This window comes from Micromonospora sp. ATCC 39149 (assembly GCF_000158815.1).
GTDB lineage: Bacteria > Actinomycetota > Actinomycetes > Mycobacteriales > Micromonosporaceae > Micromonospora.
Map to the genome: position 1 here is coordinate 3,072,810 of NZ_GG657738.1, position 13,706 is coordinate 3,086,515.

A 13,706-nucleotide genomic window follows, 5' to 3' on the forward strand; every position below is an offset into this window, starting at 1 on the left:
GCCGAGGGGTACGCGACACGCCGGCCGCACCGGCGTCGGCGGGGTCACCGGCGCGCCCGGCGCACCGCAGAATGACCCGGTGCACGCCCACCTCCACACGGCCCGGCGCCTGACCGGCGTCGTGGCGCTCGCCCTCCCGGCCCTGCTCGCCGCCTGCGCCGACGATCCGGCCCCCACACCGGCCCCGCCGACGCCCGGCGACGCCGCGCCCGCCATCACCGATGCCGACGCCGCCCGGAACGAGCTGGCCGCCCTGGCCGCGGCAGCTCAGGACCGGAGCTTCGTCGCCCGATACACCCTCGCCGACGGCGACGGCACCGACCGCGCGATCGTGGTCACCAGCGCCGGCGACGGCACCTGGCGGGTGGACGTCCCGGGCGGGGCGCTGGGCGGTACGGCGGACAGTGTCGCTCGCCGCCACCGCCGACGGGCTCTTCCAGTGCGGCCTGCCGTCGGCCGGTCGCCCGGAGCCAGCGAGCTGCGTACGCCTCGGCGACCCGACGGACGCCGTCCCGCGCCGGCTGGACCCCCGGGTGCAGCACCCGTTCACCGACTGGCTGGAGGTGCTCACCGACCGGCGGGCCCCGCTCGCGGTCTCCCCGGCCCGGCCACCGCAGGGGGCGAGCGGCTCCTGCTACTCGGTCGACACGACCTCGGCCTCGCTGAACGCCCCGCTGGACGTCGGCATCTACTGCTACGCACCCGACGGCACGCCGACCGCCGTGCGGACCACCGCCGGCACGCTCACCCTGGCCGGGCCGGCCGGGCCCGGGCCAGCCACGGTGGCGCTGCCCGGGCCGGTGACCGACGGCGAGCCGCTCGGCGTCGCCGCGCCAGAGCCTGAGCCGAAGCCGGACGAGTCGGCCCCCACGGGCGCGGCGACACCCTGACCCCCGCCGGTCGCGTTCCTGGCCACGGCGAACGCGCCGTTGCTCGACTGCCCCGGGCGTGCGGCCCCGCCGCCCGGGGTCCGCCCACTGCGACTCCGATCTCAAAGTCCGGACCGGCCTTCCCACCCCCCGTCCCATCACGTAGGGTCACTCTGTCATGTGGCGGGCGTACCTTCTCCTTGGTCGCCGCGACGGGGCCTGACCGGCCGGCACCTCGTCGCGGAGTCGAAGCGCGCCGTCCAGCAGATCCGAACCTCCCGTCGGCGCCTCGCGCCGGCCCCGGCACCGTCGCCGCACCGGCCCAGCCGCGCTGAGGCAGCGTCGCCGAACTTCCGATTGCTGACGCCACAGTTTCAGGGGGAACACTCCGCCATGGCTCAACCCGACACCGACACCGATCCGATCGCCCGGCAGCGCCCCAGCCGGATGCCGTACCAGCGTTACCAGCCGTACCAGCAGCAGTTCCGGATCGACCTGCCGGACCGCGCCTGGCCGACCCGGCACGTCGCGGCCGCGCCCCGCTGGTGCGCCGTGGACCTGCGCGACGGTAACCAGGCCCTGATCGACCCGATGTCCCCCGAGCGCAAGCGCCGGATGTTCCAGCTGCTGGTGCAGATGGGCTACAAGGAGATCGAGGTCGGCTTCCCGTCGGCCAGCCAGGCCGACTACGACTTCGTCCGGCAGATCATCGAGCAGGACCTGATCCCGGACGACGTGACCATCCAGGTGCTCACCCAGTGCCGGGAGCACCTGATCGACCGGACGTTCGAGTCGCTGCGCGGCGCGAAACGCGCCATCGTGCACTTCTACAACTCGACCTCCACCCTCCAGCGTCGGGTGGTCTTCGGGCTGGACCGCGACGGCGTCACCGACATCGCCACCAGTGGCGCGCGGCTCTGCCAGAAGTACGCGGAGATCCACACCCCGGACACCGAGATCTATTACGAATACTCCCCGGAGTCGTACACCGGCACCGAGCTGGAGTACGCGCTGGAGGTCTGCACGGCGGTGATCGACGTGATCGACCCGACGCCGGACCGCAAGCTGATCATCAACCTGCCGGCGACCGTCGAGATGGCCACGCCGAACGTGTACGCCGACTCGATCGAGTGGATGCACCGCCGCCTGCCCCGCCGGGACAGCCTGGTGCTGAGCCTGCACCCGCACAACGACCGGGGCACCGGCGTGGCCGCCGCCGAGCTGGGGCTGCTGGCCGGCGCCGACCGGATCGAGGGCTGCCTGTTCGGCAACGGCGAGCGCACGGGCAACGTCGACCTGGTGACGCTGGGGCTGAACCTGTTCTCCCAGGGCATCGACCCGATGATCGACTTCTCGAACATCGACGAGGTCAAGCGGGCCGTCGAGTACTGCAACCAGCTCCCGGTGCACGAGCGCCACCCGTACGCGGGCGACCTGGTCTACACCGCCTTCTCCGGCTCGCACCAGGACGCGATCAAGAAGGGCTTCGACGCCCTGCACGCCGACGCGGCGGCGGCCGGGGTGCCGGTCGACGAGTACGCCTGGGCCGTGCCCTACCTGCCGATCGACCCGAAGGACCTGGGCCGCACCTACGAGGCGGTCATCCGGGTCAACTCGCAGTCCGGCAAGGGCGGCGTCGCGTACATCATGAAGAGCGAGCACCAGCTCGACCTGCCCCGCCGGCTCCAGATCGAGTTCTCCGGCGTTGTCCAGCAGGTCACCGACCACGGTGGTGGCGAGGTCGACCCCGGCACCATGTGGGACATCTTCGCCGGGCACTACCTGATCGACCACCAGGCCGACCCGACGGTGACGCTGGCCAGTTACGCCATCAGCACCATCGACGGCAAGGTCGAGATCGAGGCCCGGGTGGGCGTCGGCGGGCAGGACGCCCGGTTGCTCGCCGCGGTCGGCAACGGCCCCATCGACGCGTACGTCAACGCGCTGGAGTCGGTGGGCGTGGCCGTACGGGTGCTCGACTACCACGAGCACGCGCTCTCCTCCGGCGGGGACGCGCAGGCCGCCGCGTACGTCGAGTGCGAGGTCGACGGCCGCACCGTGTGGGGCGTCGGGGTGGACGCGAACATCGTGACCGCCTCCGTGAAGGCGGTCACCAGCGCCGTCAACCGCGCCCACGCCTGAGGTGTAAGGAAGGGCCCCCTGTTAACGCTTTCGGTATAGCAGGGGGCCCTTCCTAACCAGCGCCACGGTGGGCGTCACCGCGGGGCGGACGGTGGATGAGCAGCCCGGCCATCGCCGCGCCCGCCAGCAGCCCGCCCGCGCACCAGAGCATCGCCCCCCGGAACGCGTCGGTCAGGGCCCCCGCCTGCTCGTACCCGGTGCCGCTCAGACCGACCAGCAGGGGCAGCGCGGCCACCGCGAGCAGGCCGCCGGCCCGGGACGCGGCGTTGTTGAACCCACTGGCCACCCCGGCGAACCGGTCCGCCACGGCGGCCAGCACCGAGGCGGTCAGCGGGGCCACCACGAGGGTCAGGCCGACGCCGAAGAGAGTCACCCCCGGCAGCACGTCCGTCCAGTACGACGCGCCCGGCCCCACCCCGCGCAGCAGCAGCAGGCCGAGCGCGGCCACGACCGGCCCGACGGTCAGCGGCAGCCGGGGGCCGATCCGGGCCGACAGCGCGCCGGCACGCGACGAGCCGACCAGCAGCAGCACCGTCATCGGCACGGTGGCCAGGCCGGTGAGCAGGGCGGACCAGCCGACGACGTTCTGCAGGTAGACGGCGAGGAAGAAGGTGAACCCGCCGAGCGCCGCGTACACCACCACGGTGAAGACGTTCAGCACCGAGAAGATCCGGCTGCCGAACAGCCCGGTGGGAAGCATCGCGGCGTCGCCCCGGCGGCGTTCCACCAGCACGAACGCCACGGCGGCGAGCACACCGACCAGCGCCGATGCCAGCACCGGCGACGAGGTCACGCCACGGGCCGGGGCGTCGATCAGGGCGTACGTCACGCCGCCCAGACCGAGCGCGCCGAGCAGCGCGCCGGCCACGTCGAACCGCCGCCGGCCCGATCCGGTACGCGAGACGTCGACGTCGCGGCTCTCCGGCGCCCAGCGCAGCGCGGCGAGCACGACCGGCACGGCCAGCGGCAGGTTGATGAAGAAGATCCACCGCCAGGACAGGGCGTCGATCAGCCAGCCACCGACGAACGGGCCGAGCGCGGTGGAGACCCCGGCCAGCCCGGACCAGGTGCCGATCGCCCGTCCCCGGTCGTCGGGGTGGAAGCTGGACTGGAGCACCGACAGCGAGCCGGGGGTGAGCAGCGCGCCACCGGCGCCCTGAAGGAACCGGGCCGCGACCAGCCAGCCGGTGCCCTGGGCGAGGCCGCACAGCGCCGACGCGACGGCGAACCAGACCACCCCGAAGAGGAAGATCCGCCGCCGCCCGAAGCGATCGCCGAGCGCCCCGCCGAGCAGCACGAACGCGGCCAGCATCAACAGGTACCCGTTGACGGTCCACTGAAGACCGGCCACGGTGGCGTCGAGGTCCGCACCGAGGCGGGGCAGCGCGACGTTGACCACCGTGCTGTCCAGGAACACCATGCCGGAGGCGAGGATGGCGGCGAGCAGTGTGCCCCGGCCGGCGGGAGTGCCCATCCGGAGCGCGGGCACGGACGCGGGCACGGACGCGGGTGCGGGTGTGGTCACGGGTACCAGTGTTCCTCCGGTCGATTTGCCGGACGCCACGAATCATGGAAACGGTGCCGGGGTACTGTGCGCAATCGCCGGAAGCCCGCAAGCTGGAGAGGTGTCGTCTGTGCGTACCAGATCAGGACGTCGCGTGGCCGTGGCCGCCGCGCTCGCCGCGGCGCTCACCGTCGCGGCGGCCGGCTGCACGGCGGTCGACGAGCCACAGGCCCCGCCGAGCGGCGGCGGCAACGTCGGCGACAGGCTCGACCAGCTCACCGTGGCGAGCGCGGGGTCGATGAAGGGCTACAGCCGCGACCACTTCCCGCACTGGCGGGACACCGGCAAGAACTGCGACGTACGCGACAGCGTGCTGAAACGCGACGGCAAGGACATCCGACTCTCCGGGTGCAACGTGGTCGCCGGCCGTTGGGAGAGCGTGTACGACGGGCGGACGTTCACCGACCCCTCCGACGTGGACATCGACCACATCGTCCCGCTGGCCAACGCGTGGCGCTCGGGTGCCGACGAGTGGGACGACGCCAAGCGGGGTGACTTCGCCAACGATCTCACAAGACCGCAGCTCATCGCCGTTTCCGCCTCCTCCAACCGGGCAAAGGGTGACCAGGACCCGTCCCAGTGGAAACCGGCGAACCGGTCGTACTGGTGCCAGTACGCCGAGGACTGGGTGACGGTCAAGCATCACTGGCGGCTAACGGTGACCAGTGCCGAGAAGGCCGCCCTGGCCGACATGTTGGAGGGCTGCACATGGCCGAGCACGCCGTGACGGAGGCCGGGGCGGCACCGGCCCCGAAGCAGACATCGGGCGCGGGCGCCAATGGCGACGCGGACGCGGGAGCCTCGGGCGGCGGGGCGCTGAGCCGTACCGCCGACATCGTGCCCGGCCCCGGCGGCGTGATGACCGACGAGGTCGGCGTGGTGACCGGCGAGCTGACCCTGCGCACCGAGTACGCGAACGGCCAGGTCGCCCTGCGTGTGCAGTACCGGGAGGCCGACGAGTGGTACGCGGTCACCGGCGGGCGGGCCCCGCTGGCCGACCCGGCCGGGCTGGACGCCGTGCACGCGATCGCCGTCGGCCTGCTCCACCGCCCCGAGGGCTGAGCGTCCGGAGGGCTGACCGGCCCCGCGGGCGTCGACACGCAGGCGTTAACAGGGGTCCCCTGCTATACCGGATGCGTTAACAGGGGGCCCCTCCTTGCACCTCACACGTACGAGCCGGGCTCGGTCGGGGCGGAGACGACGGCGGGGTCCTCGCCCTCGCCTTCGGGCCGGACGATCTGGGCGCTCACCTTGTGCGGGCGCAGCTCACCGGTGGCGATCCGCTCCGCGAAGTGGCAGGCGACCCGGCTGCCGCCGATCTCCCGCAGCGCCGGCCGCTCGTCGGCGCAGCGGGTCGGCTGGGCCCACGGGCAGCGGGTGTGAAACCGGCAGCCCGACGGCGGGTTGGCCGGCGAGGGCAGGTCGCCGGCGAGCAGGATGCGTTCCCGGCGGTCCTCCACGTCCGGGTCCGGCACCGGCACGGCCGACATGAGCGCCCGGGTGTACGGGTGCAGCGGCTCGCTGTAGAGCCGGTCGCTCGGCGCCTCCTCGACCAGCGCGCCCAGGTACATCACGCCGACCACGTCGGAGATGTGCTTGACCACGGCGAGGTCGTGCGCGATCACCAGGTACGTCAGGCCGAGGTTGTCCTGGAGTTCGTCGAGCAGGTTCACCACCTGGGCCTGGATGGAGACGTCCAGGGCGGAGACCGGCTCGTCGGCGACGATCAGCTCGGGGCCGAGCACCAGGGCCCGGGCGATGCCGATGCGCTGCCGCTGGCCGCCGGAGAACTCGTGCGGGTAACGGGACAGCGCCCACCGGGGCAGCCCCACGGCGTCGAGGGTCTCGCCGATGATCCGCCGCCGGTCGTCCCGGTCGGCGCCGATGCCGTGGGTCTGCAACCCCTCGGTCAGGATCGACTCGACGTTCTGCCGGGGGTCGAGGCTCGACATCGGGTCCTGGAAGATCATCTGCATCCGGCGGCGCATGGTGCGCAGCTTCCCGGCCGGCAGCGTGGTCAGCTCGACGCCGTCGAAGCGGACCTCCCCGCTGGTGGGCGGATTGAGCTGGAGCAGCGCCCGGCCGAGCGTCGACTTGCCGCAGCCGGACTCGCCGACCAGCCCGTACGTCTTTCCGCGCGGGATGCTCAGGTCGACACCGTCGACCGCCTTGACGTGGCCGACCACCCGGTCGAGGATCAGCCCCCGCTTGATCGGGAAGTGCACCTTCAGGTCGCGGACCTCGACGAGGATGTCGCTCTCGGTCACGGCTTCTCCTCCTCGCGCGGTGCGGGCACCGGGCCGGCGGTGGCACCGTCCGCGGCACCGGTCGACGCGGCGGCATCGTCCGCGGCACCGGTCGACGCGGTGGTGGTGGCTTGCGGGGGCGGCGTGCCGGGAACCGGGGCCGGGTTGACGCACCGGTAGCTGCGGCCGTCGTGGGTGAGCACGAGCTCTGGCGGCTCCCCCACGCACTCGTCGACCCGGCGTGTGCAGCGCGGGGCGAAGGCGCAGCCGTCCGGCCAGGTCAGCACGTCCCGGACCGAGCCGGGGATGGGGTTGAGCCGTTCGCCGCGCCCCGCGTCCAGGCGCGGCACCGAGCCGAGCAACCCCACGGTGTACGGGTGGCGCGGCTGCCGGAACAGCGGGCGGCGGCGGGCGGTCTCCACCACCCGACCGGCGTACAGCACGTTGATCGTGTCGCACATGCCGGCGACCACTCCCAGGTCGTGGGTGATCATCACGAGCGCGGTGCCGGAGTCCCGGACCAGTTCCTTGAGCAGCTCCAGGATCTGCGCCTGGATGGTGACGTCGAGCGCGGTGGTCGGCTCGTCGGCGATCAGCAGCCGGGGCCGGCAGGCCACCGCCATGGCGATCAGGGCGCGCTGCCGCATGCCGCCGGAGAGCTGGTGCGGGTACTCCTTGAGCCGGCGGCGGGGGTCGGGGATACCGACCCGGTCGAGGAGGGCGGCGGCCTCCTTCCGGGCCGCCTCCCCCTTCATCCCCCGGTGCCGGGTGAGCACCTCGGTCACCTGCAATCCGATCGGGATCACCGGGTTCAGCGAGGAGAGCGGATCCTGGAAGATCATCGCGACGTCCCGGCCCCGGATGTCGCGCCGGGACCGGTCGTCGAGCTGGAGCAGGTCCGTGCCGTCGAAGACGGCCTTGCCGCCGACCCGCAGGCCGGGCTGCTTGGGCAGCAGGCCCATGATGGCCAGCGACGTGACGCTCTTGCCACAGCCGGACTCGCCGACGAGGCCGACCACCTCGCCCGCGTCGACGGAGAAGGAAACCCCGTCGACGGCGTGCACGGTGCGCTGACCGCGCCGGGCGAAGGTGACGGAGAGATCGTCCACTTCGAGCAGTGCCATTATCGGCCTTCCGTTCGCGACTGCGGGGCTCGCGGGCTCACTTCTCGCGCTGCGCTCACGAGCGCCGACCTACTTCCGCAGCTTCGGGTCGAGGGCCTCGCGCATCGCCTCGCCGAGCAGGGTGAAGCCGAGCGCGGTCACGATGATGGCGAGGGCGGGCAGGACGGCGAGCCGGGGCGCGGCGTCGAGGTAGCGCTGCGCGTCGGCGAGCATCACGCCCCACTCCGGGATGGACGCGTCGTTGTTGCCCAGGCCGAGGAACGACAGCGCCGCGGCCTCGATGATCGCGGTGGCCAGGGTCAGTGTGGCCTGGACGATCACCGGGGCGAGCGAGTTCGGCACCACGTGGGTCAGCGCGATCTTCGGCTTCCGCACGCCCAGCGACGTCGCGGCGAGCACGTAGTCGCTGTTGGCCTGGGAGATCATCGACCCGCGCAGCAGTCGGGCGAAGACCGGCACGGAGACCACGCCGACCGCGATCATGACCGTGGTGAGGCCTGCACCGAGCAGCGCGGCGATGCTGATCGCCAGCAGCAGGCTCGGCATGGCCAGCAGCATGTCGACGAAGCGCATGAGGGCGTTGTCGACGGCCCGGCCCCACTTGCCGCCGAGGCCGGCGCTGGCCCCGGCGATGCCGCCGATGAGCGACCCGACGGCCAGGCCGATCAGCGTGGAGACCACGCCGACCAGCAGGGTCTGCCGGGCACCGACGATCATCCGGCTGAACTCGTCGCGGCCGATGTGGTCGACGCCGAACCAGTTGTCGGCGCGGGGGCCCGGGAAGTAGCCGATGTTGTCCCGGATCTCGCCCTTCCAGAGCTGGGCGTCCGCCGGGTACGGGACGAGGAACGGGCCGACGATGGCGATCAGCAGGAACAGGGCCAGGATCACCGCGCCGACGATCGCGGCCGGGTTGCGCCGCAGCCGGCGGAACGCCTCCCGCCAGAGGCTCACGCCGCGCTCGTCGTCCCGGGCGGCCAGCTCGGCGAGCCGGTCGATCTTCTCGCGCTTCTTGCCGGTGATGCTCGTCATCGCACCCTCACCCTCGGGTCGATCACGCTGTAGGAGAGGTCCACCAGGAGGTTCACCAGCACGTACACCACCGCGATGATCAGGATGAAGCCCATCAGCACGGGGTAGTCGCGCTGACTGATCGCCTCGGCGACGAACGCCCCGATGCCGCTGAAGGCGAAGACGGTCTCGGTCAGCACCGCGCCGGAGAGCAGGCCGCCGGTGAGCAAACCGATCGAGGTGACCACGGGGAGCATGGCGTTACGCAGCACGTGCCGGCGGCGGACCGTCGACTCGGTCAGGCCCTTGGCCTCGGCGGTGCGGACGAAGTCCTCGTTGAGCACCTCCAGCACGCTGGCCCGGGTGATCCGGACGATGATGGCCAGGGGGATGCTCGCCAGCGCGAGGCCCGGCAGCACCAGGTGCCATAGCGCGTCGGCGGCGGCGTCCCACTCCCGGGTCAGCAGCCCGTCGAGGACGAAGAAGTTGGTGATCCGGGTCGCTCCGAGGGTCGGGTCCTGCCGGCCGCTGGACGGGAACCAGCCGAGGTTCTCCGAGAAGATCGCCTTGAGCACGTACGCGAGGAAGAAGACCGGGATGCAGATGCCGATCAGCGAGCCGCCGACCGACAGGTGGTCGAACAGCCGGCCCCGGCGGCGGGCGGCCAGGTAGCCCAGCGGGATGCCGATCCCGATAGCGATGATCATGGCCATCACGGTCAACTCGACGGTGCCGGGGAACCGTTCGAAGAACTCGGTGACGACCGGGCGCTTGGTGGAGGTCGAGGTGCCCAGGTCCAGTTTGATCAGTCGCCGGACGAACCGGCCGTACTGGATCAGGATCGGCTCGTCGAGGCCGAGGTTGCGGCGAATGGCCGCGCGCATCTCCGGTGTGCCGCGCTCGCCGAGGATGGCCGTCTCGGGGCCGCCCGGCAGCCGGCGCAGCCAGATGAACAGCAGGAGGGAGAGCCCGAACAGCGTCGGTATCAGCTGGAGCAGGCGTCTGACGATGAACCGGAACACGGCGGCCTCGGAGGGGTGCGGAGGGATACGGGCGGGCGCCGTGGGTAACGGCGCCCGCCCGCGTTCCTTGCGTCAGGTCAGGACTTGAACTCGGCGGTGGCGTACCGCTCGTCGGTGAGCGGGCTCGCCTTGATCCCGGTCACGTCCTTGCCGAACACGATCGCCGGCGGCGAGTGCGAGATCGGCACACCCGGCAGGAGGTCCATGACCGCCTTGTTGAGGGCCTTGTACTTCTCCACCCGGGCCGCCTGGTCGGCGGTGGTGTCGGCGTCCTTGAACTGGGCGAAGAGCTGGGCGTTGTTGAAGCCCCACTCGTCCTTCGGCCGGTCGAAGAAGGTGCCAATGAAGTTGTAGGCGTCGCCGTAGTCACCGGTCCAGCCGAGGAAGTGCAGGTCGTGCTTGCTCCCGGAGGTGGTGGCGTTCAGGTAGTCCGGGCTCCACTTCAGCGGGATGGCCTCGACGTTGATGCCGACCGCCTTGAGGTCCGCCGAGAGCAGCTCGAAGATGTCCTTCGGGTTCGGCATGTACGGCCGGGTGACCTCGGTCGGGTAGTGGAACCTCAGGGTCAGGTTCGACGCGCCGGCCTCGGCCAGCAGCGCCTTGGCCTTCTCCGGGTTGTAGTCGTACTTGGTGACCTCGCCGTTCCAGCCCTCGACGGTGTCGGGCATGAAGTTCAGTGCGACCTTGGCGCCCGGGGGCAGCTTCGAGTCGACCAGCGCCTGACGGTTGAGCGCGTGCGCGATCGCCTGGCGGACCTTGAGGTCGGCCAGCTTGGGGTTCCCCTTCTGGTTGATGGCCAGGTAGAGGATGTTGAACGCCGGGCGGGTGAGGACGTTGAAGCCCTCGGTCTTCAGCGGCTCGACGTCGGCCGGGCCGACCAGGTCGTACCCCTGGATGTCGCCGGAGCGCAGCGCCTGCTTGCGCGCGTTCTCGTCGGAGATCGTCTTGAAGATGATGGTCTTCAGCTTGGCCTTGGTGCCGGAGTATTCGTCGTTGCGCTCGATGGTGAGCGTCTTGTTGGCGACGTCCCAGGACTTGAACTTGAACGGGCCGGTGCCGGTGGGGTGCTCCATCGCGTACGGCGGGTACTTGATGTCCTCGGCGGTGCCGCCGACGTTGCTGGCGTCGTACTGCTGCAGCGCCTTCGGGCTGTGAATGGAGAACGAGGGCAGCATCAGCGCGGCCGGGATCTTGCTGGAGACCCGGGTGAACGTCAGGTCCACAGTGGTGGCGTCCTTGGCGGTGCAGGACTTGAAGAGGCTCGGCGGCAGCTCCGGGTCCTCGTTCTTGGCGAAGCCGCCCATGACGTCCTGCCAGTACGCGGTCACGTCCGGGCTCTGCATGAGGCCCTTGGCGTTGTACCAGCGGTCGAAGTTGGCGCAGACGGCCTCGGCGTTGAAGTCGGTGCCGTCGTGGAACTTCACGCCGGAACGCAGCTTGAACGTCCAGGTGGTACCGGCGGCGTCCGGGGTCCAGGACTCGGCCAGCCCCGGGGTGACCTTGGTGCCACCCTCCTCCGGCCGGACCAGGGTCTCGAAGACCTGGCGCGCCACGCGCAGCGACTCGCCGTCGCTGGCGAAGCTGGGGTCGAGGACCTTCGGGTCGCCGGCCACGCCGAAGACCATGGTGTCCTTCTTGCTACCGCCGGAGTTGTCGTCGCGGTTGCTCTCGGCGCAGCCTGCTACCGCGAGGGCCGCGACAGCGACGGCCGCGACAGCGACCTTCGGCCTGGGTGCACGCATGGGTGCTTCACCTCGTCCTTGGGGATACGGACAACGTGGTGACAGGGTCACCGATGGGCGTGACCATAGCCCCCGTTCGGACCGCCCCGAAACTGGCCGGGTACGGGTTGGTATCGGATCGTGTCCCAGTCGCGATGCGGCCGAAGAATCGAAGGCGAAATGCGTGTTTCGCGGAATGATCCGAGGGCGCGATGCCAAACTGTTACGTCTCACCCGCCCTTGAGGGCACCTGGTGTCAGACCGCCCGACGCCCCTCGAACGCGCGGCCGAGGGTGATCTCGTCGGCGTACTCCAGGTCGCCGCCCACCGGCAGGCCGCTGGCCAGCCGGGTCACCGAGATGCCCATCGGCTTGACCATCAGCGCCAGGTACGTCGCCGTCGCCTCACCCTCGGTGTTCGGGTCGGTGGCGAGAATCAGCTCACGCACCGCGCCGCCGCTCAGCCGAGTCATCAGCTCCCGGATGCGCAGGTTGTCCGGCCCGATCCCCTCCAGCGGATTGATCGCGCCGCCGAGCACGTGGTAGCGCCCCCGGAACTCACCCGTACGCTCGATCGCCACCACGTCCTTGGGCTCCTCGACCACGCAGAGCACCTCGTCGCCCCGCCGCGGGTCGCGGCAGATCCGGCACTGCTCGGACTCGGCGACGTTGTAGCAGGTGGTGCAGAAGCGCACCAGGTCCTTGACCTTGCGCAGCGCGCCGGCCAGCCGGTTGATGTCGGCCGGGTCGGCCGACAGGACGTGGAAGGCGATCCGCTGCGCGCTCTTCGGGCCCACGCCCGGCAGCCGCCCCAGCTCGTCGATCAGATCCTGGATGGCACCTTCGTACATCTGCGTCGGCCGGGCTCAGAAACCGGGCAGGCCGAGGCCGCCCATCCCACCCGCGACCGGGCCCATCTTCTGCTCCGTCAGCGCCCGGGCCGCCTCGGCGGCGTTGTGCAGCGCGGCGACCACCAGGTCCTCCAGCGTCTCCACGTCCTCCGGGTCGACCGCCTTCGGGTCGATCTTGATGCTCTTGACGTCGCCGGAGCCGGAAACCGTCGCCGTGACCAGGCCGCCCCCGGCGGTGCCGGTCACCTCGGCCTCGGCCAGCTCGGCCTGGGCCTTGGCGATCTGCTGCTGCATCTTCTGCGCCTGCTTCAGCATCTGCTGCATGTTCGGCTGTCCACCTGGGCGCACGGAATGGCTCCTTCTCGCACTCGTCTGCTCGGCCGCGCCCAGCCTAACCGGGACGCGAGGTGTTGCCTGGCACGGGCGACGCCCGCGTCAGCGGGCGTCCACCTCGTCGATCTTCTCCGCCCCGAACACCTCCCGGAGTAACTGCACCGCCTGCTCCTCGCTGGACTGCCGGGCGGTCCGCTCGTCGATCACCTCGTCGAGCGGCTCGTCGCCCGGGTCGAAGCCCTCGTAGGCCGGGGCGGCCACCGCCGCCGGGCCCGGACGGCCACCGCCGCGCACCGGCCCGTCGTAGTCCGGGTCGTAGGGCGGCTCGCCCGCCCAGTCGGCGTCCGCGGTCTTGCGGACCCCATTCTGGGTACGCGGACCCCGGCCGGCCGCCGCCGCCCGCGCGGCGGCGAGGGCGCTGCTGACCGGCGCGCCGCCGCCGGCACCGTTACCGCCGGCACCGTTACCCGCCGCACCATTGCCGTTACCGCCGGCCCGGTTCGCCGAGGGGCCGCTGCCGGCGGCACCCTTGCCCGCGGGGGCGACGGCGGCACCGTTGGCCGGCGTCGCCTGGCCGGCGTCACGCGCTGCGGCGGCCGGGGCGGGCCCACCAGGCGCGACGGCGACCGACGGCGAGACGGCGGGGCCGACCCCACCCGGGCGGGCCGCAGCCGGCCAATCCTCCTCCGCCGGGGCGGTCGCGGCCCCACCGGGACGAGCCGGCTCGGGCCACTCCTCGTCGCCGCCGCCGATGGCACCGGTACCGCTGGCCGACTCGCCGGAGGAAACAAGCCGCAGCGCCGGGCGACGGGCGGGCCGGCCCG

The 13,706-nt window shown here is 71.8% G+C and carries 12 protein-coding genes and 1 pseudogene; 4 read left to right on the forward strand and 9 right to left on the reverse strand.

Annotated elements, in window-relative coordinates:
- Nucleotides 1-404 precede the first annotated feature (404 nt).
- Nucleotides 405-890, forward strand: coding sequence for a hypothetical protein (locus MCAG_RS34700; RefSeq protein WP_232290146.1), 486 nt, complete (start codon nt 405-407; stop codon nt 888-890).
- A 372-nt stretch (nt 891-1,262) separates the two neighbouring features.
- Nucleotides 1,263-3,011: a 2-isopropylmalate synthase gene (gene leuA, locus MCAG_RS12980; RefSeq protein WP_007073431.1), complete on the forward strand. Its 1,749-nt coding sequence runs from the start codon at nt 1,263-1,265 to the stop codon at nt 3,009-3,011.
- 52 nt (nt 3,012-3,063) lie between these two features.
- Here leuA and MCAG_RS12985 read toward each other — a convergent pair whose 3' ends face one another.
- The gene (locus MCAG_RS12985; protein ID WP_198141739.1) at nt 3,064-4,485 is read right to left on the reverse strand and encodes an MFS transporter; all 1,422 of its coding nucleotides are present in this window, start codon (nt 4,483-4,485) and stop codon (nt 3,064-3,066) included.
- 184 nt (nt 4,486-4,669) lie between these two features.
- Between MCAG_RS12985 and MCAG_RS12990 the strand changes: the two genes are divergently transcribed.
- Together MCAG_RS12990 and MCAG_RS12995 are read left to right on the forward strand one after the other, a co-directional pair.
- On the forward strand, nt 4,670-5,302 hold the full coding sequence (locus tag MCAG_RS12990; RefSeq protein WP_007073433.1) for an HNH endonuclease family protein: 633 nt from the start codon (nt 4,670-4,672) through the stop codon (nt 5,300-5,302).
- Nucleotides 5,284-5,637: a hypothetical protein gene (locus MCAG_RS12995; RefSeq protein ID WP_036373300.1), complete on the forward strand. Its 354-nt coding sequence runs from the start codon at nt 5,284-5,286 to the stop codon at nt 5,635-5,637. Before MCAG_RS12990 ends, MCAG_RS12995 begins: the two co-directional genes overlap by 19 nt.
- 101 nt (nt 5,638-5,738) lie before the next feature.
- On the opposite strand, the gene MCAG_RS13000 is transcribed toward MCAG_RS12995, so the two are convergent.
- From MCAG_RS13000 to MCAG_RS34705, 8 genes and pseudogenes are all read right to left on the reverse strand, one after another.
- On the reverse strand, nt 5,739-6,842 hold the full coding sequence (locus tag MCAG_RS13000; protein ID WP_007073435.1) for an ABC transporter ATP-binding protein: 1,104 nt from the start codon (nt 6,840-6,842) through the stop codon (nt 5,739-5,741).
- Nucleotides 6,839-7,945, reverse strand: coding sequence for an ABC transporter ATP-binding protein (locus MCAG_RS13005; RefSeq protein ID WP_007073436.1), 1,107 nt, complete (start codon nt 7,943-7,945; stop codon nt 6,839-6,841). Before MCAG_RS13005 ends, MCAG_RS13000 begins: the two co-directional genes overlap by 4 nt.
- Before the next feature lie 69 nt (nt 7,946-8,014).
- Nucleotides 8,015-8,977, reverse strand: coding sequence for an ABC transporter permease (locus MCAG_RS13010; RefSeq protein WP_007073437.1), 963 nt, complete (start codon nt 8,975-8,977; stop codon nt 8,015-8,017).
- Complete coding sequence (locus tag MCAG_RS13015) at nt 8,974-9,978, reverse strand: ABC transporter permease (RefSeq protein ID WP_007073438.1); 1,005 nt, start codon at nt 9,976-9,978, stop codon at nt 8,974-8,976. Before MCAG_RS13015 ends, MCAG_RS13010 begins: the two co-directional genes overlap by 4 nt.
- 77 nt (nt 9,979-10,055) lie before the next feature.
- Nucleotides 10,056-11,720: an ABC transporter substrate-binding protein gene (locus MCAG_RS13020; protein ID WP_007073439.1), complete on the reverse strand. Its 1,665-nt coding sequence runs from the start codon at nt 11,718-11,720 to the stop codon at nt 10,056-10,058.
- Nucleotides 11,721-11,955: 235 nt separating this feature from the next.
- Nucleotides 11,956-12,549: a recombination mediator RecR gene (gene recR, locus MCAG_RS13025; RefSeq protein WP_007073440.1), complete on the reverse strand. Its 594-nt coding sequence runs from the start codon at nt 12,547-12,549 to the stop codon at nt 11,956-11,958.
- A 15-nt stretch (nt 12,550-12,564) separates the two neighbouring features.
- Nucleotides 12,565-12,873 (reverse strand): YbaB/EbfC family nucleoid-associated protein, encoded by a 309-nt coding sequence (locus MCAG_RS13030; RefSeq protein WP_036373303.1) that lies wholly within the window; start codon nt 12,871-12,873, stop codon nt 12,565-12,567.
- A 111-nt stretch (nt 12,874-12,984) separates the two neighbouring features.
- Nucleotides 12,985-13,706: pseudogene (locus MCAG_RS34705) on the reverse strand (DNA polymerase III subunit gamma and tau); the annotation flags it as partial.